The organism is Sellimonas intestinalis (assembly GCF_001280875.1).
Taxonomy (GTDB): domain Bacteria; phylum Bacillota; class Clostridia; order Lachnospirales; family Lachnospiraceae; genus Sellimonas; species Sellimonas intestinalis.
The window spans coordinates 125,615-151,928 of sequence record NZ_LGAJ01000007.1 but is presented as its reverse complement, the minus strand read 5'-3'; the positions used below and the strand labels follow the sequence as shown (position 1 = coordinate 151,928).

29 protein-coding genes and 1 pseudogene are annotated in these 26,314 nt (G+C 46.1%); 1 reads left to right on the top strand and 29 read right to left on the bottom strand.

What is annotated here, in order from left to right; all coding sequences use genetic code 11:
• Positions 1–46: 46 nt before the first annotated feature.
• The 16 genes and pseudogenes from AOA56_RS16640 to AOA56_RS08080 all read right to left on the bottom strand — a co-directional run bounded on the left by AOA56_RS16640 (position 47) and on the right by AOA56_RS08080 (position 15,414).
• Entirely contained in the window at positions 47–463 is a 417-nt protein-coding gene (locus tag AOA56_RS16640; RefSeq protein ID WP_330376461.1) for a DUF6870 family protein, read from the bottom strand.
• A 370-nt stretch (positions 464–833) separates the two neighbouring features.
• Complete coding sequence (locus AOA56_RS08150; RefSeq protein WP_053769399.1) at positions 834–1,283, bottom strand: sigma-70 family RNA polymerase sigma factor; 450 nt, start codon at positions 1,281–1,283, stop codon at positions 834–836.
• A gap of 800 nt (positions 1,284–2,083) precedes the next feature.
• On the bottom strand, positions 2,084–2,275 hold the full coding sequence (locus tag AOA56_RS08145; RefSeq protein ID WP_053769398.1) for a hypothetical protein: 192 nt from the start codon (positions 2,273–2,275) through the stop codon (positions 2,084–2,086).
• Between the two features lie 88 nt (positions 2,276–2,363).
• Complete coding sequence (locus AOA56_RS08140; RefSeq protein ID WP_053769397.1) at positions 2,364–4,856, bottom strand: ABC transporter permease; 2,493 nt, start codon at positions 4,854–4,856, stop codon at positions 2,364–2,366.
• Between the two features lie 14 nt (positions 4,857–4,870).
• A complete protein-coding gene (locus AOA56_RS08135; RefSeq protein WP_053769396.1) occupies positions 4,871–5,536 on the bottom strand; it encodes an ABC transporter ATP-binding protein in 666 nt (221 codons plus the stop codon).
• Positions 5,537–5,712: 176 nt separating this feature from the next.
• Positions 5,713–6,744: a sensor histidine kinase gene (locus AOA56_RS08130; RefSeq protein WP_053769395.1), complete on the bottom strand. Its 1,032-nt coding sequence runs from the start codon at positions 6,742–6,744 to the stop codon at positions 5,713–5,715.
• Positions 6,741–7,433, bottom strand: a complete 693-nt coding sequence (locus AOA56_RS08125; protein WP_053769394.1) for a response regulator transcription factor — start codon at positions 7,431–7,433, stop codon at positions 6,741–6,743. Before AOA56_RS08125 ends, AOA56_RS08130 begins: the two co-directional genes overlap by 4 nt.
• Positions 7,434–7,489: 56 nt before the next feature.
• Positions 7,490–7,681, bottom strand: coding sequence for a helix-turn-helix domain-containing protein (locus AOA56_RS08120; protein ID WP_053769393.1), 192 nt, complete (start codon positions 7,679–7,681; stop codon positions 7,490–7,492).
• Positions 7,682–7,970: 289 nt separating this feature from the next.
• Positions 7,971–8,339, bottom strand: coding sequence for a helix-turn-helix domain-containing protein (locus AOA56_RS08115; RefSeq protein WP_330376459.1), 369 nt, complete (start codon positions 8,337–8,339; stop codon positions 7,971–7,973).
• Between the two features lie 334 nt (positions 8,340–8,673).
• A complete protein-coding gene (locus AOA56_RS08110; RefSeq protein ID WP_053769391.1) occupies positions 8,674–11,310 on the bottom strand; it encodes an ABC transporter permease in 2,637 nt (878 codons plus the stop codon).
• Between the two features lie 13 nt (positions 11,311–11,323).
• Complete coding sequence (locus tag AOA56_RS08105; protein ID WP_053769390.1) at positions 11,324–11,989, bottom strand: ABC transporter ATP-binding protein; 666 nt, start codon at positions 11,987–11,989, stop codon at positions 11,324–11,326.
• A gap of 141 nt (positions 11,990–12,130) precedes the next feature.
• Positions 12,131–13,162, bottom strand: coding sequence for a sensor histidine kinase (locus AOA56_RS08100; RefSeq protein WP_053769389.1), 1,032 nt, complete (start codon positions 13,160–13,162; stop codon positions 12,131–12,133).
• Positions 13,159–13,825, bottom strand: a pseudogene (locus tag AOA56_RS08095) (response regulator transcription factor). The gene AOA56_RS08100 and the pseudogene AOA56_RS08095 overlap by 4 nt, the downstream one beginning before the upstream one ends.
• A gap of 61 nt (positions 13,826–13,886) precedes the next feature.
• Positions 13,887–14,054 (bottom strand): MerR family transcriptional regulator, encoded by a 168-nt coding sequence (locus AOA56_RS08090; protein WP_053769388.1) that lies wholly within the window; start codon positions 14,052–14,054, stop codon positions 13,887–13,889.
• Between the two features lie 355 nt (positions 14,055–14,409).
• On the bottom strand, positions 14,410–14,703 hold the full coding sequence (locus tag AOA56_RS08085) for a winged helix-turn-helix domain-containing protein (protein WP_167337750.1): 294 nt from the start codon (positions 14,701–14,703) through the stop codon (positions 14,410–14,412).
• 183 nt (positions 14,704–14,886) lie between these two features.
• Entirely contained in the window at positions 14,887–15,414 is a 528-nt protein-coding gene (locus AOA56_RS08080; RefSeq protein ID WP_053769387.1) for a nitroreductase family protein, read from the bottom strand.
• Positions 15,415–15,562: 148 nt separating this feature from the next.
• Between AOA56_RS08080 and AOA56_RS08075 the strand changes: the two genes are divergently transcribed.
• Complete coding sequence (locus AOA56_RS08075) at positions 15,563–16,162, top strand: TetR/AcrR family transcriptional regulator (RefSeq protein ID WP_053769386.1); 600 nt, start codon at positions 15,563–15,565, stop codon at positions 16,160–16,162.
• Between the two features lie 108 nt (positions 16,163–16,270).
• Here the strand turns inward: AOA56_RS08075 and AOA56_RS08070 are convergent, their stop codons facing one another.
• The 13 genes from AOA56_RS08070 to AOA56_RS08005 all read right to left on the bottom strand — a co-directional run bounded on the left by AOA56_RS08070 (position 16,271) and on the right by AOA56_RS08005 (position 26,200).
• Positions 16,271–16,876: a GNAT family N-acetyltransferase gene (locus AOA56_RS08070; RefSeq protein ID WP_053769385.1), complete on the bottom strand. Its 606-nt coding sequence runs from the start codon at positions 16,874–16,876 to the stop codon at positions 16,271–16,273.
• A gap of 11 nt (positions 16,877–16,887) precedes the next feature.
• Entirely contained in the window at positions 16,888–17,361 is a 474-nt protein-coding gene (gene tsaA / locus AOA56_RS08065) for a tRNA (N6-threonylcarbamoyladenosine(37)-N6)-methyltransferase TrmO (RefSeq protein WP_053769384.1), read from the bottom strand.
• A gap of 117 nt (positions 17,362–17,478) precedes the next feature.
• Positions 17,479–18,291, bottom strand: a complete 813-nt coding sequence (locus AOA56_RS08060) for a MerR family transcriptional regulator (RefSeq protein WP_053769383.1) — start codon at positions 18,289–18,291, stop codon at positions 17,479–17,481.
• A 464-nt stretch (positions 18,292–18,755) separates the two neighbouring features.
• Positions 18,756–19,520, bottom strand: coding sequence for a MerR family transcriptional regulator (locus AOA56_RS08050; RefSeq protein WP_053769381.1), 765 nt, complete (start codon positions 19,518–19,520; stop codon positions 18,756–18,758).
• Positions 19,510–20,433: a DUF2268 domain-containing putative Zn-dependent protease gene (locus AOA56_RS08045; RefSeq protein WP_053769380.1), complete on the bottom strand. Its 924-nt coding sequence runs from the start codon at positions 20,431–20,433 to the stop codon at positions 19,510–19,512. The genes AOA56_RS08050 and AOA56_RS08045 overlap by 11 nt, the downstream gene beginning before the upstream one ends.
• Before the next feature lie 135 nt (positions 20,434–20,568).
• On the bottom strand, positions 20,569–21,969 hold the full coding sequence (locus tag AOA56_RS08040; protein WP_053769379.1) for a relaxase/mobilization nuclease domain-containing protein: 1,401 nt from the start codon (positions 21,967–21,969) through the stop codon (positions 20,569–20,571).
• 32 nt (positions 21,970–22,001) lie between these two features.
• Positions 22,002–22,511 carry a DUF3849 domain-containing protein gene (locus AOA56_RS08035; protein WP_053769378.1) on the bottom strand — a complete coding sequence of 170 codons (510 nt, stop codon included), beginning with the start codon at positions 22,509–22,511 and terminating at the stop codon, positions 22,002–22,004.
• A gap of 89 nt (positions 22,512–22,600) precedes the next feature.
• On the bottom strand, positions 22,601–22,891 hold the full coding sequence (locus AOA56_RS08030; RefSeq protein ID WP_053769377.1) for a CD1845 family protein: 291 nt from the start codon (positions 22,889–22,891) through the stop codon (positions 22,601–22,603).
• A gap of 142 nt (positions 22,892–23,033) precedes the next feature.
• The gene (locus AOA56_RS08025; RefSeq protein ID WP_053769376.1) at positions 23,034–23,378 is read right to left on the bottom strand and encodes a plasmid mobilization protein; all 345 of its coding nucleotides are present in this window, start codon (positions 23,376–23,378) and stop codon (positions 23,034–23,036) included.
• The gene (locus AOA56_RS08020; RefSeq protein ID WP_053769375.1) at positions 23,375–24,076 is read right to left on the bottom strand and encodes a hypothetical protein; all 702 of its coding nucleotides are present in this window, start codon (positions 24,074–24,076) and stop codon (positions 23,375–23,377) included. Before AOA56_RS08020 ends, AOA56_RS08025 begins: the two co-directional genes overlap by 4 nt.
• The gene (locus AOA56_RS08015) at positions 24,076–25,014 is read right to left on the bottom strand and encodes a DUF4316 domain-containing protein (protein ID WP_053769374.1); all 939 of its coding nucleotides are present in this window, start codon (positions 25,012–25,014) and stop codon (positions 24,076–24,078) included. The genes AOA56_RS08020 and AOA56_RS08015 overlap by 1 nt, the downstream gene beginning before the upstream one ends.
• An 11-nt stretch (positions 25,015–25,025) precedes the next feature.
• On the bottom strand, positions 25,026–25,664 hold the full coding sequence (locus AOA56_RS08010) for a hypothetical protein (protein WP_053769373.1): 639 nt from the start codon (positions 25,662–25,664) through the stop codon (positions 25,026–25,028).
• An 11-nt stretch (positions 25,665–25,675) separates the two neighbouring features.
• The gene (locus AOA56_RS08005) at positions 25,676–26,200 is read right to left on the bottom strand and encodes a hypothetical protein (protein ID WP_053769372.1); all 525 of its coding nucleotides are present in this window, start codon (positions 26,198–26,200) and stop codon (positions 25,676–25,678) included.
• Positions 26,201–26,314 lie beyond the last annotated feature (114 nt).

Genomic DNA, 26,314 nt, shown 5'->3' with positions numbered 1-26,314 from the left:
CCACGACTTCGCGGGAAAGTCAGCCCCTTTCTGGAAAATATCCGGCTTACCGGAGGATTCCTTTGATACATTCCTCCAGGGTGGCTCCGCCGGAGGCAAAACTGGCGTGGACAGTAAATCGCCCACACTTAAAGCGGTAAGGGTTTTTAATCTGACGGACAAATTCTGCAATCCGGTCCTCACGGGAAAGCTCCCTGTCAACCGTAACATCCCGAATATCTACCAATGTTCCGGTTCCGCCAGCAGCAGTTACATGTTCCATAATATCAACTCCTTCCTGAACATTCCTGGTTATCAAAACCACATGAATAGGTCGGACCTGCGCCCATACAGACACAGACCCGGCCCATTGTATCTGATTTCGATTAGCTGCCGTATTTGCCACGCCCCCCGGCAAGCCCTGATTTACCAGGGCGGGGCTGTTACAGGCTGCGGATAGCGTCACCGCATCATAGCCCCGCATACGCCGCCGCTTTGCCAGAGCTGGCGCACGCCGCAGGAACTCTCCCCAAGTCCTTAGGGAGCCGTGAAGAAGTACCATTGTGATCTGTGCCGTCGTCGCGTCCTGCCTGCCACAGCCGGTTTCGTGGGTTGCGTTTATCGCTCGGACAGCCCGGATTCATCACCTCCTTAGACTGCCTGTCGCCGCGCCGCCCCATCTGCCGCTCGGAACACAGAATGAAGTACCTGTAACAGCGTATATTCGGTTGTCAAGGAGCAAGCGAGGGGCGTGGCAGTTATGACAGTATTTCAGTTGGGGCGGGCCGGAGCATGTGCTGTACGGCCACACCCGTCAGGCTTGTCCCGCCGAATATGTCCCTCTATTATTCATTTCATTTTTGGGCATTATTTTCGGGGTCTGTTTCCAATTTTTCTAAAACTTTTTTCAGACGCCGAAGTCCGCGCTGGATTCCTTCATGCACAGAGCTGACGCCGGAGCCCTCGCTCTTTGCAATTTCCGAAAGGCTCATGCCGAGCAGGAAATGCGAGGTGATCCGGTTTCGCTGTTTCTCCGGCAGGGAAGCAAGCGCCTGATACAGCCGGGCATTTTCCTCCTGCTGTTCAAGCATTTCGGCCGGTGTCAGAACGATCACCAGCGCATCACGCTCCACGCTGGCATCGTAGTCCAGGGAAAAATATGCCTTGTGCCGATATGTACGCAGAATATAGGCAGCTTCAGCCAGCTTATATTCCCGAAGCAGGTCGGCCACCTCGTCAGGCACTTCAACAACAGTATCTTTCGTATAAAACGGGTAATAATCCCGCAGGTTAATTTCTTTCATGGGTAATTCCTCCAATTTCGATTTTTAGATTGGTAAGCAAAATCGAAATCAGAGGGTGGGGAGCGGCAGCGCGGAGAACCCTTATTGCAACTGCCGCTTATATATGAAATACGCGCCCATAAAAGAATGGGCGCGCAGGAAGATGTATGATAATGTATTTTCTCAAATGGGATCAGACTTAAAAACGCCGCAATCCATACCACATGGATTACGGCGCATAAAGCCCTATATGTAAAATAACCATTTTGTTGAATATTACCCTTTGGCAGCACTTATTAGCCCTCCCCGAAAAGGAAGCGCAGAAGGCTTATCCTTCATCAGCCTCCTTTTGGGGAGATTATACAGGGGCAAATTCTATGTTCTTTCCTGAAACATCATAGTTTTGGTAAGGCTTATATAAAATGTGTTTTGAGGTAAGCACGGTCTCGAACGGATTTTATGAAAGAGTCTCATATTCTGATAAAGACCACAAGACAATAAAATTGCCTTGTGGTCTTTATTAGAATACTTCAAATTTACAACCAATTCTGGCAACACTCTCAATAGCTTTTCATGTGTCCTCACCCCCAATATTGATTTACCACAAGTATGAACTGCAAATATTACACAAATGTCCGAGGTGACTCTAATTTCCGGTAAAAGCAAGCTGAATCGTTACAATTCTCGGACATTTCAAAACATCTAATCAAGGAATAACAAAAAATCAGTGGAGCAGCTAATGAATCGCTCCACTGATTTTACTAAACATCTAATTTACTTTTGTGCTTTCTTTCACTTTGCATATTCATTCGCAGTGGCATTCATTTTCCCCATTTATGAGGAGCTATAAACAGTAACACCATGATTAAAATGTAAACAGCATAAATGAAGTATGTTATGGCATTACTCCAAGGGAAACCTGCTGTTGGATGAGAGATAGTAAATGCAAAAAATGCGATTGCAACAACAAGCATAATCAATGCGATGATTCTGGATTTTTTCTTGAATGACATAGTTATACACCCCCGGTTCATTGTAATTGTCGGGAACAAAAAGCTGACTTGCGCCTTAATCTAACGATATTTTGCCGCTTAATCGAACTTACTCTGTCAATCGCAATCGCTCCACAACCGATAGTTTAGTGTCGGTTATGTATGCCCATATAGGCACAACAAGACAGATAAGTAGCACCAGTCCAGCTACTAATATCAGCGGGATAAAAGGATAGGAGAAAACAGCGTAAGAGGCCTCTTTGCTAAATATTACATATAGCACGATGAAGATTGCCGTTCCAACAGTTGCCACAAGGAAAATAGAAACGCCCCAATAGTAGCAACCCTCCATAGATAACATCCGCTTGATTTGCCGCTTTGTCATTCCAACACTTTCAAGGATAGCTAATTCATAGCGCCGTGTGTTTACATTGACAACCATTGTATTGATGAAATTCATTACCCCAACCAGCAACAAGATTACGGACAGTCCTGTTCCTAAAACATTTGCTGTAACGAGATAATCCCGTATTTCTTCTCGCCGTTCATATCGGGATATAATATCAATATTAGAGTGCGATGCGGTGATTAGCTTCAATTCTTGCAGTATATTTTCGTCCTGTTGCCCATCAGTATCAAAGGCAACCCGGAATATTCTATACTGCGGGAAAAGCTCTTGCAAAGCCGCTTGACTGATATACAAATCAGGTGCCGTCCCACGCTCATTGCCGCCCCCCGCTCGAAAGCCATCGTCCAAAAAACCATTTGCTACAACAAAGGAATGTTGTCCATTCTGTGTCTGTATCGTTATTTCCTGTCCCGGTTGAATAAGCCCCTCTACCGTTTGGGACAGCAGCACAACATTTCCTTGTTCAAAGGCAGACATATCAACAGGCGTGTTTAAGGTTTTATTGATTTCTTCTAAATATGCGCTATCAATTCCAAAAATCCCGCTGAAAAAGTTTTGCTGATAATTTTCTAACTCTGCCGGATCAGAAAAATCAATGTCGCTTACTCCGTCTAACGACATAAGGAAGTCGTGAAATACGGTATCATCGTATAAAACTTCTGCTGTTACTTGAGGATAAGGCGCATAGGTCAGCCGCAAATTATCAATGCCGTCAATCTGACTGATTTCTGAAGCCATTTCACTGGGAATTAAATCTTCATTTTCGTGGATACTGTATGTGAGTGCAAAATCACTCACTCCCCATTGGCTCACGTAATTCTCCGGGCTTAAACCATGTAATAGCCCTGTGACGACCAGGAACAAAGAAAGTCCGAAAAACAGCGACACGAAAACAAGGGTGGTACTCTTAACATTCCGAAAGACATTGTTCCACGCCATTCTGGATAGCTTCATTTTGCCGCAATTTTTGATACTGGTCTTTGTGCTGGCCGCTGTATATCGAAGTGCCGCTATTGGTGAAACGCCTCCGGCAATTTTGGCGGGTTTCATGCTTGCAATCATAGCTGTTATGAACGTGAATATAGCTGCTCCGATAAAGATAAGCGGTGAAAAAGATACTTTTGTTCCTACATCAGAGTTTGTTGAATACATCATATTCAAAAAATAGGGAACAACACCAAAAGAAACAACTGCGCCGAGCAACAGGCCAATCGGAATACCGATACAAGAGATTTTTGTGGCCTGTTTATAAATTATTTTCTTGATTTGCTTCTTGGTCGTTCCAATCGTTTTAAGGCGACCGTAAAATTGCACATCTTTTGCGACAGAGATATAGAGAATATTGTAAATCAGTAGGTAGCCGCTAAAGGAAATAAAAACTGCTAAAACTATCACAGCTAAAACAATAGACCCACCATTTGCTTGTCCTAATGGTACAATTTCAAATGTTTGCTTTTCTGTAAAGGCAATCTTGCGCTGTAATCTCTCACAGTTTTTGTCAACATCATCATTACCTTGGAAACGGAGCATAGCGGTAACGCTATTGTCCAGCGATACATTTAGACTATCCTTAAAAGCGGCTGAAACATAAACATAGCCACGATTATTTGTGCGTGTTGAAATGTAGTCTGTATAATATCCTGACAGCGAAAAAGTATCGGTAATATAATCGTAGCTATTGCCGATTTGGTACGATAATGCAATTTCCATTCCTATTTGCGGATCAGAAATGCCCATCTGTTCAAGCGCCCATGTAGGCAGCATAACTTCATTTTTGCTTGACGGGTAATTTCCTACAACACCTGATATAGTAGGCAGACGGTGGGCTTCCCACTCTGTATCGTCTATCCATACCATACCTAATCTTGCACTTTGCAGGTGTTCTGTATCAACGCTGCCTAAACGCTGCTGTATGCCCACGTCAAGGACAAGGCTTGATTTTGCGATTTCAACTAACTGATCTTCCGTTACATTTGTAATCCCGACATCAGCAGTAGTACCCATTAGCCGAGTTTGCTGCATTTGGTAGGTTTCAAAGTAGCTAAATCCAATGCTGAATGTTGCGGTTATCATAAACGAGGTTAGTGCTAAAGCAACAATAGCAAACAAATTTCGTTGCCGTTCATGCTGGAAGCTGCGCCTTGCCAGTTTCTTTACAATGGCGCTGGTATCATTTTCAAAAGGCCAAGTCATAGTCCGTCACCCCCTTATTCCACAATTTTGCCGTCCTCAATCCGTACAATGCGGTCGGCAAGCTGGGCGATCTCGTTGTTGTGGGTAATCATTACGATAGTTTGATGAAACTCCATGCTGGTACGTTTCAGCAGACCCAGTACATCGGCGCTTGTCTTGCTGTCCAAGTTACCCGTAGGCTCGTCTGCAAGAACGATAGCGGGTTTGGTAATCAGGGCGCGGGCGATAGCCACACGCTGCTGCTGCCCGCCGGAGAGGTTGTTAGGCATATTTTTTAACTTGTCCTCTAAGGCCAGCATACCCACGATCTCGTCCATGAATCTCTGAGCTACCGTATCGCCGTCCAGCTCCACAGGCAGGACAATGTTTTCATAGACGTTCAGAATGGGGACAAGGTTATAGTTCTGGAAGATAAAGCCGATGTTGCGGCGGCGGAAGATGGTGAGCTGATCATCGTTCTTCTTTGCCAGTTCTTCACCCCGGACAATGACATTGCCGGAAGTAGGGGTGTCCAGCCCGCCCATCATGTGAAGCAAGGTGGATTTACCGCTGCCGGATGTTCCGACAACGGCCACAAATTCGCCCTCGTCTACGGAGAAGTTTACGCCGTCCAAGGCGCGGGTGATGTTTGGTTTTGTGCCATAATACTTTTTCAAGTCAATCGTCTGCATAACGTTCATATTCAAAGCTCCTTTCAAGGCTTCCTGCCTGTTGATAAGGGTATTATAAAACCCAAATGTCCGCGAAATGTTACAGCGGCCAAAAAATTTCATCGAAAATCGGGGTGAAATGTTACAACGCTCGGACATTTCAAAAAAATTTACGGTGGCAGCCGGAAATGGCCGTCCGCCGCATTCTATTTTGCAGGAAGCATGATAGAAAATTCAGAACCATGTCCTGGTTCCGAAACCACTTTGATATAACCACCTTGCATTGTTATGATTTCGCGTGCCAGATACAAACCAATACCCACGCCCTGCTGATCGTGTACTTCTTCTTCCCGGTAGAAGCGCCGGAAGATGGCGGCTTGATTGCTTTCGGAAATGCCCTTGCCGGTGTCGACCACTTTGATTTCTACATACATTTCCCATTGCACCGCCGACACAGCGATTTTTCCGCCCGCCGGGGTGTACTTCACCGCATTGTCCAGTAAATTAAAAAGAGCTTCGGCTGTCCACTTGCTGTCATGGGAAACTGTCAAATCCTCCGGGCAGTCCACGGACACGGCGATTTCCTTTTTCTCCGCTGCATATACGATCCCACTCATGGCCTGTGCCACGGTATCAAAGAGGCGGCCCGGCTTCTTATCCAACTGGATCGCGCCCGTTTCCAGCCGGGAGGTTTTCACAAGGGCCTGAAAGAGAAAGTCCAGCTTATCCGTCTGGCTGCGGATTCCCCGGATAAAGTCGGTGCGCTCCGCCTCGGTCATGGGCTTTTCCAACAGGGTGTCCGTCGCCATTTTCAGATTGCTTACCGGCGTTTTCACCTGATGGGAAATATCTGATACAAGGGTCTGCAACTCCTGCCGTTCCTCGTCCACCCGGCGGCGGTTCTCCTGCATGATCTGGTAAAGCCTTGCCAGCCGGTGTCCAATTCTGGCAAGCTGGGTTTCGCTGTCCTCTGGCCGCTGGGGCGCTTCATTCCCGGCGATCATGTGGTCTAAGGTCTGGCACAGGTCAGTGGTAAACTGCGACAGCCGCTTTCCAAACGCCTGCGTCAGTACAAAAATCCCCACAAGGGCGCATAGCAGCAGCGCCCCGCCTGTCAGCAGCGCCGCCGTCTGTTTTGTCACAAGAAACAGGGCTATGGTGATCCCGGACATGGAGAGGACAAGCCCCAGCGCCACCCGGCCAAACAGCCGCTTTACCGAGAGGTTCCTAAACTTCATTTTGCCTCGCCTCCCGTCCATTGATAGCCCATACCGTAAACGGTCTTGATGTAGGGTGCGCCGCCATCGGATTCAATCTTGCTGCGAATCCGGCTGATGGAGGTTGTCAGGGTGTGTTCGTCCACAAACTTCTCGTCTATATCCCACAGTTTTTCCAAAAGTTGCCCACGGGTCAACACTTGCTTTGGATTTTTGCGGAACAGGTTCAGCATTTTGTACTCCATCGGGGATAGGGGCAGGGGCTTACCATTTAGAGAAGCTATCTGTTCTGAAAAATCCAGAAACAGCCGCCCATCGTTGTAAATATCCTTAGCCGGTTTGTGATGTTCCAGCATAGCAAACATAGCTTTGATTTTTCGCTGCAAAGCCCCAATCACGAAAGGCTTTGTGATGTAGTCCACCGCGCCTACCTCATAACCTCGTATCTGGTCGCTCTCCTGATCGTTGGCGGTCAGAAAAATGACAATGGTGTCCGGGTACTGGGGTTTTATCAGCTTGCACAACTCAAAACCGTTCCCATCCGGCAGGTTGATGTCCAGCAGCACCAAATCAAGCTCACGCTGTCGCAGGACTTCGGCTGCGGTTCTGGCATTTAGAGCAGAAGTCACACCGTAACCGTCTGCGGTCAGGTTATAGGCTAACATCTTATTCAAAAAACTGTCGTCCTCGACAATTAAAATCTGCTTCATATCCTCACTTCCTTTGCTATTTGCAGATAGTATAACAGGCAAATGTCCGAAAACTATTACAATGAGCGAAAAATTCTATTTTCTTTTTTGCGACTGTCTGCCGGTTTATGTGCGTCTTTGGGAATGAGCCATACCCGGCTGAGATGGACCACTCCATCAATCCGATTTTCTGCACATAATTTCTGCACTCGACGTTCAGATAAATCCCATTTCTTTGCAGCTTCTTGTACTGTCATATATTCAAACATAACCAACCTCCTGAAAATTATATCTCCATTATAGTCGGTCAACCGAATAATAGCAATGGCATCGTTGTGAACAAATCCCAAACAAAGGTTCTCAAAACTACCGGTTATACCGAAAGTCAGATTATCCCGAATATTTCATAGAAACCAGCGACAGAGGCATTTCTTAAAGAAACACTTGGGATAATTTTCTCTTGCGTCACAAACTGTAAAGCCGCCTTAATGTTTCTTTATTACTTACCGTATCTAATAAAGGCCACAAGGAAAGCAGAATCTTACCCTGTGACCTTTTCTATGGCGCTTCAAATTTATAACCAACGCTGACAATACTTTTGATGTAGTCCGGGGAATCAGATGTAGTTTTCAGTTTCCTCCGCAGATTACTCACATGGTTATTGACTGCTTTTCGGGAATAGGGCGAATAATCCTCATTCCAGACCAATTCCATAATCAGTTCATAAGTAAATACCCGCTTCGGGTGAGTAATTAACAAAGCAAAGATGTCAAATTCCTTAGCGGTTAATTTTATTATCTGCTCACCAATACATACAAGCCGTTGCTCCTGGCAGAAATATAAATCCCCTATGTGAATCTCTGTAAACGGTTCATCAATGGTTATCTGCCCCTTATTAGTTTCGGAAATGGCAAATGGGCTGTACACGGGATTATTCTGTTGCTTTTGAGAATCGAGAAGATAATTTACTAACTCCTGACGCTGACGGGCGCTTAATAACATGAGCAGCTTTTCTGCAATTATGCCGCCCGGTTCAGATATATCAAATACAGCTAATTTCCCATGTCGTCACCTCCATCAGTGTAGGTATTTGTGCTTTCATTTCGACTGAATAAAGTTGTCATTCGTCACTGTTAGCTTGACTATATAAAAACATATCCCCTTATAATACGGAAACAGTTTCTTGTTTAATAAGAATATTTTTTCCTGTAATGTATCAGACAGATGGCAGATACGACAAACATAATTCCCTGCCTTCTTACTATTCATTCACCCGCAGACGCTCTACAACACTTCGGTTATTGAAGAAGCGGAGCGCAACAATCGGGACAATAAACGCAAGAGCTAAAAAGAGAACCAACATTATCAGCGCCGGGAACAAGGTCATCTGGAATGACATCATCAGGCTGGTTGGGCCTTGCTCTATAAAGACCCTTATCAATGTTATGCCAAGCGCCCCCGCAGTCAGTGTACCGACAATCCCTGCCAACAGCACATAGGAAAAACTCTCGGTGATCATCATCTTACGGAGCTGGTTGTCTGTCATGCCGATGCTCTGCATTGTGGCAAACTCATGACGGCGGGTAATGATGTTGGTCATTACCAGATTAATGAAGTTGAGCAGACCCACCAGGGCAAATACGGCTCCAATCACTCCGCCGACCAGAAGAACTACATTTTTAACGCCAGAAACATTGGATTTCAGTGTCGAGATAGACGTATAGGCAATATCAGTATCCTGCGCCAGATGGTTTTCCATCTTCTGCTGGTACTTTGCCTCCACATCAAAGAGAAAGCCGTACAAGGTAGGGGATTCATAAATCTCTTTGAACTTCTTTTCCGACATATAGATATTCAGACCGCCAATGTCTGTTGCGATATTGGCTCCGCCTCCGGTCAAAGTCATTTCACTGTCCGTCACCGCTGCTTTTGCTGCAACAGTAAATTCCTCCGTCGGCGTTCCATTTTCATAGAACTGAATGATATCGCCAACCGATAACCCAGCAAAAGCAGGATTATCTAAACCACCCTTCAAGTTTCCCCTGTCATCATATTTGCCGACCAGGATCACATAATTGCCGTTCCACAGCTTGTCTTTCAGAACGGACAGATCCGATTCTCCCTCTATCATATCCATTTTATTTAAGAGGTTTTCAGAGAAGCCAAACACATTTCCCAGGGGCAGGTTATCCGTAGTCAACGCAGCATAACTTTTATCCTTGCCCCATCCTAAATTTAACGAATCAGGGAGCAGATAGGCATATTTATCTGTATTATCAATCGAGTAAGAATCACCCCAATCACAGGCGATATGGTCGTCCTCAAAAGTATTGCGGTACAGACGGACTTCATTCATTACTCCTGGCTGCTGTTCAATTTCTTCTATTGCTTTTTCCGAAAGGGCGCTCTCGTGCCCAAATTCACCTCCAAAAGCTGCCTGAATACCTGGATTGTAAACCACAAAATTACTTCGGGTTTGTTTTTCAATATAAGTACCTTCATCAAAGCTGCCACTGAATACAAACACCGAGTTTAGAAGCACAATACTCAAGGTTAGGGAAATCACAATAAAAACTGTCCTGCGTTTGTTGCGCTGGAGATTGGCTTTCGCCATGCGGGGAATGACTGCGCCGGTGTCTGTCTTTTTCTGTTTTACAGAAAAAGCATCCTGTTCTACATAGCGGATTGCTTCTATAGGTGACACACGGGATGCTTTTTTTACTGGCTTTCTGGTGCTAATATAAACGGTAAGCCCTGAAAACAGGATTGCGCCTGCAATAATAGCAAGATATGGAAGCGATCTAACCTCAATGTTTCCACCGCTATAATCAACAGCAAATGTCTGAATTGCGGCGGGCAAAATGCCGCGTCCAAGCAATATGCCCCAAAACAGCCCAAATGGTGTACCAATTAGGAATAGATACAGTGCCTGCCGGTTGACCAAATGCTTTACCTGACGGGAGGTCGTTCCAACCGTCCGCAGCAAACCATACTGTCGAACATCGTTGGTTACAGCAATTTCAAATACATTGTAGATCAGCAGGTACCCACAGAACATAAACAGGACACCAAATACGGCGGCCGCCAGCCAGATCACCAGATTGCCGTCATTAGACATGATAGGATTAGGCGCAACACGCACAGCGTTATCAGCGCTTGCGTCATCCGGGTTTCCTCCGATACTACGGACAAACTCTGAAATACGCTCCTTTGCCATGTAGTTGTCCCGCATTACCACATCGGCCGCATAAATACCACAGCCGGCACGCTCCCCGGCAACGGCATTCATCAAATCCTGATTTTCTTCAATAAACGCTTCAGAAACAATAACCGATTCTGATTTTTCATTTGGCGTGTCATAAATACCGCATACGACCATATCAAAATGGTAAAGCTGTCCTTGATTTTTGAATTCAACAGGAATTTCTGCACCGACTTTTTCTTCGATATTCAGATCCTTCAGTATGTTGGCAGATACCAACACCTCATTTGCTTTTTGTGGTGTGGAGCCCGTATGAGGTGTCAAAAGCCGAAGTTCCAGTTGGTTCTGATCGGCATAATCAACCTCTGTAACACGTCGGTTGGTGTTAGTCATGATCTCTATGGGTATCCAGCGGCCTACTTTTTCAAACATAGAGTTCTCTTTTAACTGCTGCAACTGTTCCTCAGAAAGCCCCTGAACCAGCACATCCGCCGAGGACCCCATCATCTTTGCCATACTGTATTCCAATGTGCCTTTGGTTCCCATACCGATGGTTAAGACAGATGTAAAGAGAAAGGTTGTCAGGGCAATCGCAATTACTGCAATCACATTTCGCATCCTGTTGCTGCGGAAGCTGCGGTTTGCCAGTTTTTTGATGATTGCTTTATTGTTATTGCCGAATAAAATGTCATTCATAGTCCTGCCTCCTTTACAGCACAATCCTGCCATCTTCGATCCGAATGATACGGTCAGCAAGCTGGGCAATCTCGCTGTTGTGGGTAATCATCACGAGGGTTTGATGGAATTTCTGGCTGGTAACTTTCAAAAGTCCCAATACATCGCTGCTGGTTCGGCTGTCCAGGTTTCCGGTGGGTTCATCAGCAAGGACAATAGCAGGTTTGGAAATCAGGGCACGGGCGATAGCGACGCGCTGCTGCTGGCCGCCGGAAAGGTTATTCGGCAGATTGTTCAGCTTATCCTCCAACGCCAGCATCCGTACCACTTCATCCATAAATTTTTTATCTGCCTTATCGCCATCCAGTTCCACGGGCAGCACAATATTCTCGTAAACATTCAGCATCGGAACGAGATTGTAATTCTGGAAGATAAAGCCGATTTTTCTCCGGCGGAAAATGGTGAGCTGTTCATCGTTTAATGCAGATAGTTCTTTTCCGTCTACAATCACTTTGCCAGAAGTCGGCACATCCAGCCCGCCAATCATATTCAGTAATGTGGATTTGCCGCTGCCGGAAGTGCCGACGATGGCGACAAATTCTCCCTGCTCAATGGAGAGGGTCACACCGTCCAAGGCCTTCGTGATGTTCGGCTCTGTACCATAGTATTTTTTGAGGTCAGTTGTTTGCAAAATGCTCATAAAGAACACCATCCTTTCTTTTTGATAAACCCATTGTAACGGTCAAACCTCGCAGAAATGTCACGAGCCACCAAAAATTTCAGCAAAATCCGGCCCCAAATGTCACAATCCTGTGACATTTCAAATACTGGTGCTCCTGGCTTACTTTCGGAGCAGGAAAACGGAAAAGACAGAACCTTTCCCAGTCTCCGAAGCCACCCGGATATAGCCGCCCTGCAAGGAGATAATCTCACGGGCCAGATACAGCCCAATCCCGATCCCGTCTACATCATGTACGACGTCCTCCCGGTAAAACCGTTTGAAGATCGTTCCCTGGTGCCGCTCTGGAATCCCAATGCCGGTGTCAGCAATGTCAATCTTCAAATACATTTCCCAGCACTCTACACGCACTTGGATTTCGCCGCCCTCTGGTGTGTACTTCACAGCATTATCCAGAATGTTAAATAGCGCTTCGCTTGTCCACTTCCGGTCATGGCACACCTCCAAATGCTCCGGGCAGTCTACTTGAACATCGATCTGCTTCTTTTCGGCATTCAACAGAATGCCGCCCAATGCGGCGGCGAGGGTGTCATAGATTGGCTGCTCCTTCTTCTCCAAAGAGATAACGCCCGTTTCCAGCCGGGAAGTCTTTATCATGGCCTGCATAAGAAAGTCCAGTTTATCAAGCTGGCTGGTCTGCGCCGCCAGAAATTCCTTTTGCTTCTGTACCGGCACCTCCTGGTCTATCAGGGTGCTGTTAATCATTTTCAGGTTTGCAATCGGTGTTTTTACCTGGTGGGAGATGTCGGAAATCAACTCCTGCAGGTCGGCCCGCTCTTTTGCGATGTTATTTTTATTTTCCTGCATGACTTCATATAATCGGTCAAGACGGAAGCCTATTTTATAAAACAGACTTTCTTCTTCTACGCTCTGCCGTGGCTGCTCAGCCCCAGACAGCATATCGTCCAGCATAACGCAAAAGGCATCGGAGAATTTTACCAGCTTCCGGCGGATCAGTACCACAAAGCAAATGACGCAGAGCAGTATAAAAAAGCTGAACAGGAATACACACCATACGGCGTCCGTGTTCCGGGTCAGCATATAGACAGAGGCAGAAATGAATCCTGTTGCTAACAGTAGAAGAACCCCTAAAAGAACACAGGCTTTATTGATGGAGAGCTTTCGCATATTCATTTCTGTGACCCTCCAATCCACATATATCCCATGCCGTACACGGTTTTGATATACTGGCGGCCATCTGTTTCTATCTTGTTCCGTACCCGGCTGATTGCAGATGTTAGGGCATGTTCGTCCACAAAGTTGCCATCCGCGTCCCACAGCTTTTCAAGAAGTACCTGCCTGGTCAAGACAATCCGCGGATTTTTCGTCATGACCTTTAAGAGCCGGTATTCCAATGGAGTGAATACCAATGGCTCGCCGGAAAGGGCAGCAGTCATTTCCGGAAAATTGATTGTAAGCGCACCGTCCTCATAACAGTCTCCGCTGGATTGCTTTTCAAGCCGCCCCAGCATCACTGCCAGCTTTTTTTGAAAGACGCTCATAGGGAATGGCTTTGTCACATAATCGTCCGCGCCCAGTTCGTAGCCTTTGAGCATATCGCTTTCCATATCGTTTGCGGTCAGGAAGATAATCGCCGTATCAGGGCGGCGTTCTTTTGTCTCCCGGCAGAAATCAAAACCATTCCCGTCCGGCAGGTTTACATCCAGCACGATCAAATCATAGTCCTGCTTCGTCAGAAAATCTTCTGCCTTCTGTTTTGTCAATGCGGAATCCACCGTATATCCCGCAAAAGGTATGGTTCAAGAGGTGGTCGTCCTCAACTACTAAAATACGCATCCTATCACACTCCTTTATGTTCAGTGTAGCACCCAAATGCCACAGAAACCTCACGGAAAAATTATTTTTTCCTTTTATCAGCCGGTTTTTCCGCACTTTGGGGTATCAGCCAGATTCGACTAAGGTGAATTACACCATCAATCCGGTCCTCAGCACATAGTTTCTGCACCCGGCGCTCGGACAATTCCCATTTCTTCGCAGCTTCTTGTACTGTCATATATTCAAACATAGCCAACCTCCTGTTGATAATTGTACCTCCATTATAGGCGGTCAACCGAATAATAGCAATGGCATCGTTGTGAACATATCCTAAATAAAGGTTTTTGAAACTACCGGCTATACCAAAAGTCAAATTATCCCGAATACTTCATAGAAAGCCAGTAATAGAGGCATTTCTTTAAAAATGTTCGTGATAACTTTTTAGACATTTACACTGTCAATTTCTATAATTTGCCTTTTAGAAAAATAATTCGGGATAGTTTTCTCTTGTATCCCAGACTGTAGAGCCGCCTTAATGTTTCTTCATCACTTACCGTATCTAATAAAGGCCACAAGGGAAGCAGAATCTTACCCTGTGACCTTTTCTATGGTACTTCAAATTTGTAACCAACGCCGACAACGCTTTTTATATAGTCCGGGGAATCCTGCGTAACTTTCAGCTTACTCCGCAGATTGCTCACATGGTTGTTGACTGCTTTACGAGAGTAGTAGGAATAGTCCTCATTCCAGACCAATTCCATAATCAACTCATAAGTAAATACCCGTTTCGGGTGAGTGATCAACAAAGTAAGAATGTCAAATTCCTTAGCCGTTAATTTGATTACCTGCTTGTCAACACATACAAGCCGTTGTTCCTGGCAGAAATATAAATCGTCCATTTGAATCTCTGTAAACGGTTCATCAATGGTTATCTGCCCCTTATTAGTTTCGGAAATGGCGAATGGGCTGTACACGGGATTATTCTGTTGTTTTTGCGAATCGAGAAGATAATTCCCATGTCATCATCCCCTCCGTTAGTATAGATATTTATTTTATTGTGCGCTCAAAAGCTGAGCATTACTTTATTTTTCACTGTAACGCTCAAACATAACCGTGTCACATAAAGGTTTCCGTTCAGTATGATGACGGTCTGGACTTAAAAAACCGTTTGCAGGATAGCCCAGTATTAGTAATGCAGTCGGCTCTATGTATTCTGGTAAATCAAACTCTTTTCTGATAATTGAAGGATCAAACAGGCCAACCATTACACTTCCAAGCCCCAACTCTCTTGCCTCTAACATCATGTGATCGCAGACAATACCGATGTCTAAATCGCCGGAACATTTGTTGTCAAAGGGACGTACCAGTTCATTTCGCCTATCCCTGCAAACGATTAAGACACAAGGCGATCCAAAGGTTTTGTATGCGTTCTGAACTTTTAAGAGGTTTTCCGGTTCACGGACAACGATAATTCTTTGCGGTTGGCGATTGCAAGCACTTGGGGCTACGCGACTTGCCGATAATACTTTTTGTAAATCTTCTTCCGATATGGGAGTATCGTTAAAGCCTCTTGTAGTACACCGGCTCTTAGCCAAATCTAAAAACTTCATTTTCCTTTCCTCCAAACAAGAATAATTTGTCACATTCTTATCTTATCACAACATGGTAGCTGCGTCAACAAATACGAATAAAATTTCTTGTTTGTGTTGACCTTTCAATGTTTCCCCGGTATAATGAAAAAAACGGAGGAGGGTTACGATGACAAAGACAAGAGTGCCTACACAAAAACGGTCAATAGAAAAGCGTCAGAAAATAGTAAAAGCGGGTTTTGATCTTTTCTGCGAAAAGGGCTACTATAAAACAAATACTGCTGAAATTGCTAAATACGCCGGTGTATCAACCGGGGCATTATATAGCTACTTTGAGGATAAACGGCAAATCTTTACAGAGGCATTTCAGCAGCATCTTGATGCAATTTCGTCTGAATTATTACAACAGCTTATCAGTTTACCAGAGGTTCTTGAATTGTCCACATTCATTGAAAAGTGGATGGATGTCTATATTGATCTATACGCTAAATCTAACCTTGCACTTGTCCAGTTGCGTTTAGTGATAGCAGATGATAAAGAAATCAACCATCACTTTTCTGCACTTGAGAACACCTATTTCTCGAATATAGCCAATATATTAAAAACCAGAGGGATTATTTGTGCTGACCTATTTGAAAAAGTATATATCTCTTGTATTTTGATTGACTCGCTACGGCAGGAAAAAACATCTTTTTCACATAATGGGTTAGATTTTGAGATCATCAAGAAGCAGGTCAAACAGAGTATTTTTCAAATGCTATCGACTTAATTGGAACCTTAAATTGTTCAAAGCCGCCGTAAAAATCAGAACATGAGATAAAGCCGGACAACGGCTTTTTTCTTTTGCCGTCAACCTTCAGATTGGGTCTATATGGTTTCAGTTTTTTCGGAAAAAGCGTTCACAATGCTCGTAAGGAGGCAGCCCCTTATCGGTGATTTCAATATAATCGGCTTTTGTCATACCATACAAATAGTAATCGCAATAGATGTTTACCATTTTACCCTCACGGATAAGCCCCTCCCGCTTGAAGCCTGCCTTTTCCAAAGTTTTATACGATGCAATATTTTGTACATGAACATCAGCCCATAAACGCTGTAATTCCGTTTCTTCAAAGCAGAAGATAGTTACTCTCGCCAGCGCTTCTGTCATAAACCGGTTGCCTTGATAGGCAGGTGAAAGGCGAAATGCCACTTTTGCCATGCGGTCATTCTCAATGAGATACACCCACATATCGCCAATAACTTTATTATCCTGTTTGTGTACAACACCCCAATGAAAACTTTTCTTAGGTTTCTCCGGCTTTTGGAAAAGTAATTCTGGATTTAAGTCACTTTTTCGGGGACGTTTGCCCCAATACCGATAAACGGAGCTGTCTCCCAGCCATTCTTTCAAATCCGCAACATCTTCTTTTCGCAAAGGGCGCAGGATAAGTTGCCCCGTTTCAAGAATAGGTTTATCCTGAACAAAATCCTGTAATTTCATAAGCCGCCCCCTTAAAAGTTGAACACCTGTCCCCAATCGAAACAGCCGGACGCTTCTGTACTTTTCGGCCATTCTCTGCACCATGCAGGAACACCGGGCGTTTCAACTCTGTCAAAACTCGGTGTGTAAGGCTTGATGTCGAGTACGGGTGTATTATCGTTTGCGTCAATGAATGTAACACGAATCGTGCCGTTGGTGAAATCAATGCTAATAATTTCGGATGCTGTTAATGCAATGGGGTTCGGACGTGCAGGAGAGCGTGTCGCAAATACACCCATGACTTCGGGCGCGCCTTTATAGGGCTGTTCTGTCTGTAATTCATTCCGGTCTGCGTCGTTGTCGCAATCGCTGAACCACCAAAGGACATTGATATGGCTGAAGCCCTCTAAGGCTTGCAGTCCGGGAATGTACTCCGGTTTTAACTGAATAAATGTGCCGTTTTCATCATTCTTTACTTTGCCAATGGCTTTTAATTGATAGGTCATATTTTCCTCCTAGATTTGTTGGTAAATCCAGTATAAGACCTCACACCATGTGAGATGCAACAGGGAAAAATATAAAATGCCCTGTATTTTTAGCAGGACATTTCAAAGCCTATACAATCATATATATTCCAGCGGTATTTGAAGTTCAATCAGATATTTTTCAGGATCATTCTCATTCCACGGGCCTCTATGCACAATTTGACGCATCGGGTCAGCCATTTTGTATCCGCTGTTTTTCTGCAGCCATTCGGCAAAGGCAAGGTAGGCTCCTTTTATATTTGCAAAATCTCCATAGACCATTGTGCAAGCCATATATGGGACTGGTTCTGTCATACGGAAACAAAATGGAGCTTTTGCCTTTCCCATTTTCTTTACCGGAGCGCATAGCTCAATATCAACATCTGTTTCCCGAAATTCGGTATCGTGATAAATGGAAAATGTATTGCCCGTTATTTCTATTTTTTGCGCACCGGTAAAAGCAGTAAGTTCTTTCCATAAGTCGCCCTCGGAATAGTAGTTTGGTACAACTTTCCGCAAGGACAGTACCTGATACGCCGGGATCGACTTAACGGAGATGTTATAGTGCAGTTCTCCTTTACCACCCTGTATTTCACTTTTTGCAAGTTCGATCTTACGCAGTTTTTCTCGTTCGGCCTGTATTGCATTTTCTATCTCTATGTGCTTTTTGTCGAGCTGTGCAAGGAGTGATTGCTCGTCCATCGTCAGGGCAAGCGCGATTTCTGAAACATTCAGCCCACTATCCCGCAAATACAGGATTTTATTTAGACGCGGTATTTGCTCCACCGAATACAGCCGGTGTCCCGTCCACTTGTCAACCTTTGCCGGTTTCAAAAGCTCCATTTCATCATAATATCGAAGCATACGGACAGATACCTGTGTCAGCTTTGAAAATTCTCCTATCCGAAACATCGTTTCACCACCTACTCCAACTATATTTGTACTTTTATCTCATCACAGCTTTATATGTTACTTGCTGCATCCTTATTGTACCGTCTTTCGTTTAGTCTATCAATGCTGTTCATAGTATGAGAACTTTTTCCTAGTCACCACAAAATGGCAAGCAATGCAATCTTCCGTAAGATTGCGTATTTTGGCAGGAATCCGTTTCCGGTATTCCTGCCAAAATGCTTGTTGGTGACATGTCCCCAAACCCCTGAGATCATCACCTGCGGTGATGGCTGCGCGTTCCGTTGGAACGCTGAAATCTTTATACATGAAGATAGAAAAAGAAAAAACCTTATCATAGCTATAGTAAAACGGCATGGCGGTCTTGATTTCTTAAAGTTACCGTCAGTAAAATGTAATAGGAGCGTGGGAAAGGAGCTGCTTAGCAACGTTTTTCTTTTCCACCGCCAGGTAGATACAATAGGTTATTAGCGATTACAGCAATAGACTTTAATTGCTTCACCAAAAAACTCTGCAACATTCCATGTAGCAAATCTGTTGATGTACTCGGCAAACCGTTCGTCTGTTTGATAGAGTTCGCCCAGATACATCAGCATATCATCCGAACAGGGATAGAAGTTTTCAGAAATATACTCTTGCCACTCTGCAACAATAGATTGGACGGCGGGTAAAGTAGGTGTTTCTGCCTTATATTCCGCCAGTCGTTCAAAGACATTTTGGGAATATATTAAAAAATCATTCCACTTCTGATTTCTCTCTTTTTCGGCTCTGGCTGAAAAAAAAGAAGAAAACTCTTGATACTCATGGGTGCTGCCCCAACGTCCGATAACTTCATTCCTATATTTTTCTTGTAGAGCAGAAATTTCTGCATTTGAAAATGCTGTAAACGAGTAATCACTCTTTCCGGCCAAAGTATCGTTGACTAAGCAAATAAGTCCCTCTATCTTCTTTTTTCTAAGATTGAGAAGTTCTAAATGTCTTTCTAGCGCTTCTCGTTTATTATATACGGGTGCTGATAATAATGCCTTGATCTCTTTTAGAGAAAACCCCACTTCACGGTAAAATAGAATTTGTTGTAACTTCTCTAAATCATTTTCGGAATATAAACGATATTTTGTCTTATCTGCTTTGGTAGGTTCCAACAGACCGATTTCATCATAATAATGCAAAGTACGTATCGTAATACCGGTCAGCTTTGCAACCTCATGAATCATCATTTTTTTAGGATTCATTCCAAAATCCCTCCACTTCTTTTAGTATTTCATCAGCAGGTGTCATGGTAGCTTCAATGATAGATCTTCCTGTTTTTTTCAGATAATATTTTATCATATGATAGCCACAAGCATATCCAGCACAATAGGGTAAACCAACAGGAAAATAATTTTGCATTTGAGCCATTTCATCACCATATAGATATGCTGTCAGGTTATCTAAGCCTTGTACATCCAGCCCTTCCTGGATGATGGGTTTAATATATCCGTTCAAAGTTTCCATATCTGTCTTGCTTACCCACGGTCCTACATTTTCCTCACCATATAGGTAAGTAGCAAAGTTTTCAGCAAGGCCCTCACTTATCATCATTTCAGCAAGAGTAATGTCATTGTGCCATTTTATAAACTGGAAACGGACATTATGATTTGTTTCATGTGCCAACGCTACGGGAAGTCTGCTCTTAGTGTGTTCAGATGGAACAAGCCATGTAAAAATGTAGCCGGGAATACCTCCATCTCCACAGTAATTGTCATTCATTATCGAATAAGGATTTTGGGGGTCAGCCAGCAAAACAGTGTATAGATATTCTTTCACAGGAAATTCTATTCCAGCATCGGAAAAACACTTTAATGACCGCTCGATAGACTTTTGACAATTATCCCAAAATTGGTTGTCGTCCAACAGTGTAATACTTTGGGCCCATGTTTCATCAATTTTTTCTGGCAGAAGAAAGCCCAACATACCACTTGCCATAATAACATCATAGCCATTCGGTTGTGCAGCCTTCATTGGCACATTGTAGCAGGCCCACTTCTTTTCAAAAGGCTTCATCATTTCATAGCGATAAATATCATTTTTTTTAGAAGCTGGCGCTTCCATGATTTTTCTGTAGATACCGTCAGAGCGAACGGCCTGTACTTTTAGGATGCTCATATTTTGTACTTCCTTTCAATATTTTGTAACCTTATTCTACGGTATGACGGAACGTCAAAGTCAATAGTTTTTGAAAAATTTCTTTCCTGAACATTGCATTATAATTTAGGCAGTCTGATTAAAAACACAAAACTATCACTGGCGTGCATTATCCCGCTCCCGTTCCATCACAGACCCGCCCAACAGATAGTCCACATTGGCTTTAACATTATAAAGCTCTTTCATATCGGCTCTGGCCTGCTTATAAGAAGAATAGGCTTTTCGTTTCTGTTCCAGAAGTCCGGCGTATTCCTCCCGCAGAGATTTGATGGAGGGCAGCTTTGTGATCCCCAGCTCGTCAAAGTGTTTCTTCGCCGCCTGGTGCAGAAGGATTTCCGTCTCATGCGCCACACGGAATTTTTTGCTGTACCCGGCTTTCCGGTATTCCACATAGACCGCCCGCGTCTTGGCATAATTTACAATCTGTTTCTGCAGCTCCCCGTTGGCGGTCATCTGCGTTTCCAATTCTTTGATCTGTACCGTCAGCGCATTGAAGCTGGCGGTAGCGGCATCTGATTTTTTCTGCAAATTCTCATAGCTCATATCGCCATGCTCTTTGAGCCAGATCACCGCCTGGGAAAGCTGTTTTAAGTTAAAAACCTTCGCCCAGCGTTCATACCCCGGACCTTTGCCGGAACGGATTGCCGCCTCAATATCCACCAGCAGCCCGACTTTGGAAACCGGCTTTTGGGGAGAGGTACGGCGCGGCTTCACCGTCCGGGTGCCGGCGATCCGTTCTTTGATGGCCTGCTCGGTATAGTCGCCCTTTAGCGTGTCACACCGGGTATATCGATCCTCCGGCGACAGGCGAAAGCGGAGGTACTTCCGCTCCCGGTTGACTTCAATCCCAGCCGCCTCTAGTTTCTTCAAAAGTTCTTCAAAGTCCTTCGGCTTTTCTTCCAGAGCTGCGTCAACAGCCCATCGTAGCTGCTCCTGGTGGGAAGGCTGTTTCTGACTTCCCATCCATGTGCCGTAATGGTCGCGGCTGGGTTTCGGATTCTCCACAATGGAAAGCCCATGCTCCAGGCACAGCTTGTCATTCATGCGCCGGATCGCCCAGGTAGAGCCCCAGAAGTTGCGGAATTTTTTCTGGCAGTCCAGCGTGGTAGAATTTATGATAATGTGATTATGGACATGGTGTTTATCCACATGGGTGCAGACAACAAAAGCATGGTTTCCCTTCGTCAGCTTTAATGCCAGCTCCCGCCCGATCTGGTTCGCTTCTTCCGGCGTGACCTCGCCAGGCCTGAACGCCTGCCGGAGATGGTAGGCAATCACATCATCCGCACCCCGGTTACGTCCGGTCAGGTTCGCATACTGCCGTTTGGATAAAAGAAACTCCGCATCGGCGGTCCGGGTGTCGCACTCATAGCCATAAATGAATTTTCCAAAATCGGTTTTCTGCGGATTCTCTACATAGTCAATAATATCCGCTATGGCCGTGGAGACATCCCGGCCTTTCCCAACGTGCAGCGGCATGAGCCGTGTGGTCGCCATCCCATCACCCCCTTACTGTAAAACAGGCCCTGTTATCGTGCCTGTTCTTTTTTCATTTTCGGTTTACCACTGTGAGCCGCCTGCTGCCCGACACTTTTATTCAGGCTGTCACGGACAGAAGGTTTCTCCTGTGCCAGCGCATACTCCCGTCTTGCCTGCGTGAGAAACAAATCCATCAGTCCCGTATGGCTGCGGTCAACAACAAAGCAAACATTCCGGTCATATCCGAAACCATCCTTATCCTCACAGACCGGGATTGTCTGCGCCCACGCTTTGTTATCACGGGAAATCCGCCCGTCATAATCTTTCTGCTGGACCGTGTTGGCAAGGACATAGAAAATCCGGTCAGGATCAAATTTCTGTAAGACCTGCTGCACACATGCGGGGCCTAAGCGGTTGTCCCGGTAGTTGTCCGCAATGGCCTGTTCGATTGCCTCCTTACACGCAATGTTTGCCTTGTGGGAAGCACGGTACTGATCCAGTTCCCCATGCTCATGCGCATAGGTGGCAGAATGAAAATAAATTGGTGTTGTATCTTTCAATGAAATCCCTCCAATCAAAAAGCTGCCATAGCAGACAGCCATAATTATAGAAAAAAGGCGGGGCTGCCAACGAACCCCGCCGAAACTGTTTAACCAAATACAAAATCCTTTAACGCGCTGTTTGCTCCGCCGATAATCCCCACCAGCCAGGCCGCCGCCATTGGCAGACCGTAGGGGCTGATCATGAACGCAATCCCCAGCCATGAAAGCCCCGGCCAGAATCCGGCTGCAAAGAACAGTGCCAGCGCCGCCAGAAATACGATCCCCGATAGAATCCCCAGCACAGCGCCGGAGACCACCACAAGGAATTTGCACACCAGATAAAGAATCCCCGTAACCAGTACAAAGGGAAGTGCCAGCAATTTACCAATCAGACGCATACGCCCGCCTCCTTTCCTTTTCCATGTCCGTTTTTTAGGACATTCCGGTATGCCCAAAGGGTGTTTCAAAGAGAAACATATTTGCCCCTCTATCAAAATTCTACCGTGCCGGCTGCCGGAAAGCAACGGCGTTTTTTCCTGTTTACGAAATGTTCGCAAATCCCCGCAGCAGCTTATCCATGCCATCCCACAAACTGTCCAGGCGGGTGCGCAGATCGTCCATGTCGGCAGCGTAAATACTGCCGGTCTCATTGGCGCGTCTGGTATATTGGTTTAAGTTATTGGAGCAGATACGCAGGAGCCGTATCATTTCCTGAATGTCGCTCATATCCAGATGGATGATATAACCGTCCACCGCCATCTTGCGGAGATATGCGGAAAGGTTTGTAATCCCAAGTTCCGCCATGCGCCCCTTTACCAGCTCTGCCTCCTGTTCGGACATGACGAATTCCACCCGGACGGATTTTTTGTTATGCCCGGCCTTCATCGTTCCGGCTCCTTTTTATGTGAGGGCGGCTTATGGGAGGATGTGGCGGCCGTCCGAGTTTCTTTGAGTTTTCCACGCAAAGTGCCTTTTCTCAGGCCGTCAATATACTCTTTTATGTCACCGTTTGTGGCATGGTAAAAGCGTTTGAGCCGTTCCCGTTTCAGAATTATGGCAAGCTCCCGCTCGCTTTCCGGCAACCCGGTTATTGACTGTGGTTTCCCATGTACCGGCATCAGCTCATTTATAAGCTGGCTCTGGTTCTGATAAGGAATTTTGATACGGGCTCCGTCCTCAAACAAAACGGCTACTTTTCCAATAGGGCAGGTCAGCAGCTTTACCCGCTCCACATGCGCCCCATAATCCAGCGGATAAATATTGCCGATCACTTTTCCATCCTGCACATCTTTGATAGAGAGGGCATAGGCAAGGACCGGGTCTTTTGTCTGTTCATGGTAAAAATTCCACACTTTATTTGCATGGCTGCCTTCCAGATAGACCTCCCATTCTCGCAGGGTATAGGTGCCGCAGGGCCGCGACAGCCAGAGAAGGCGCCGGTCCTCCGGTTCTCCCGATACGGCCAGCTTTGGAATCAGCTCTTTATCCAGGTCAAAATCATCTTTATAATGCTGCGTGTGTAGCTCCATGATCTGCTCCAGGCTGTCCAGTATGTCCACGCCCTCGAACCTTATCGTGCCCATCAGCGTTCCCTTTCCGGCGCAGGAGGCGCAACCTGTCTGGCCTCATGTTCCGGGCGGTCTGCTTTCAGCTTTTCCATGAGGGAGGTTTTTTCCTCCGGCAACGTCTCCGGGGCAAGCTCCTGGATTTCCTCATACGTCTGCCCGTCCGTTAGATCGGGGCGCTCCGGCGGCTCATTATTGAGCCTGCCATCCAGCATATTGTAGTTTCCGGTCTGTCCTTCCTCGTAAAGCTCCGCATTATGCAGATAGCTCTCCGGCGGCTGGAAGGGCTGTCCGGCGAACAGGATTTCCCGGTTCGGTGTAAACTGTGAGAGCACGCCGTCCCGAAGCCTTGCAAATTCCTCATACTGGCGCAGGGTAAGGCCGCGATCCAGCATTTCCCCCTGGGTATGCGCCCAGCCCTCCCCATAGAGGAAATAGTACATGTCCGGCTGATCGCAGACAAAGCACAGGGAGCCGTCCTGATTGTCATAATAAGACGCCTGCATATCCTGGTAGTGGCAGCGTTCCTCACGCCCCAGGTACACCCGGTTATCCGCGCCCAGCATGGCGACCATGCCCGCATAGTTGCTGTGGACCGCAGAGCGGATTTCCACTAGCGGGTCCGTCTCCGGCATGACCTGTCTGCCGGGAATCTCGTTCTGCTTTTCTGCCCCGTCATTTCTCGGTGTCATTTCCTCATGGGCGCGGGCATCCAAATCCGGCTGTGCCTGTGCGGAAGTCTTTCTGACGGCGCCCGGCTCCGGTTCTTTCTCCTGTGCGTAATAATGGACATTGGCGGTGGTTTTGCTGTTCATTTCCCTGGCATAAGCCTCCGCAGCCTCGCGGGTGTCAAATTCCAAAGGTTTTCCGTCCTCCTTGCACCACGCCTCGGCATGGCCGAAGATAGAAGCGCCGCTGCGCACCGCCCATACGCCGTAGGTTGTTTCTTTTTCCATTCTGATCCTCCTTATCGTTCCTGCTGTTTTGCTGGTTTCTGCTTTTGGGGCGTCTCCGTGTGCTTTGCGTCTTTTATCTGCTGCCGGAGGGAAGGTCTGTGCTCCGGCTCCGCTTCGGAATCCGTGATATTGACATACTCGCCAATGATACAAAGCGCCTCCCCGTAACTGCCGCAGGCAAACACTCGGTCTTTCATTTCCTTTGCCTGATCCTTTAGGTCATGCTTACGCAGGGTACGGGCCGCAATGCCTACCAAATTGAAGATATTGCCGTCCTGGCCGATCAGCGCACAATCCGGTTTTTCCGGCTCCGGCGAAGGTTCCCCGATAAAACCGCCCAAACGGTTCGGTACAAAATCGGACAGCCAGGTGCCCCCGAAATTCTCATGGGTCTGCAAACGCCACACAGCAAGTTTTCCGATGTCCAGCTTTACATCCTCGAAAGGATAGAGCAGACAGGTAAGCTCCCCATACTGGAAAGTGGAAACATCCTCAAATTTACTGCCATCCTTCAAAATGCCCGCCTCGGTGAACATCTCATTGATTCCGTCCACCCATTCCTTCAAATCCCCGCCGCAGCCCTGTAAGATCAGGCCGTCTTTGCCTTCCATGCGCCGCAGGTCATCGGTTGTGATCGCATTGATATTCAAAAAATCGCCTCCTATCGTTCCTGTTGATGATTCGTTTTCTGCCGGGTGGCTTTTGCCTCCGGCTGTTTCTTTAGCTGCCTGCGGACAGAGGGTTTCTGCTCCGGTTCCCGCATATCCGTAAGAATATCGGATAACGGCTGCTCCCAGCTTTCCCCGAAGCCACGAACCACCGTGCCCGCCAGCGCACCGTTTTCCTGAAACATTTTCAGTGTGTCAAAAGCCCGGTCAAACAGCGTGATATTTCTCTTATCCACACAGGGAGCAAAGTGGATCACCCCTTTGGGATAGTCCCCGCCAGTGCCGATCCAGCCCCGGACAAAATCGTCATAGCCTTTTGTGATCCCGGCGTCGGCCAGTTCGTTGGCATGGCTGGAAACCATTGTACTTATAGCTGCATACTGATAACCTAAGACCAATATGCCGGTTTTCGGGTTATACATAAAGCGCCGGTTATCAATCTGCTGCATATCGATCATCTGCCTCCTGGTATCAATCCGCATAAGCTCTTTTGTAATCGCTTTCTTTTCTATCCGCATCCCTCCCATTTGTTTATTTGTCCGCAACTTATACCCGTTTCAGGGCGTCAGAGTATTCTTATACAGCCGCCCCTCAAACCGGGTTCCGAAAGCCTTGAAAATCAAGCCTCTTTT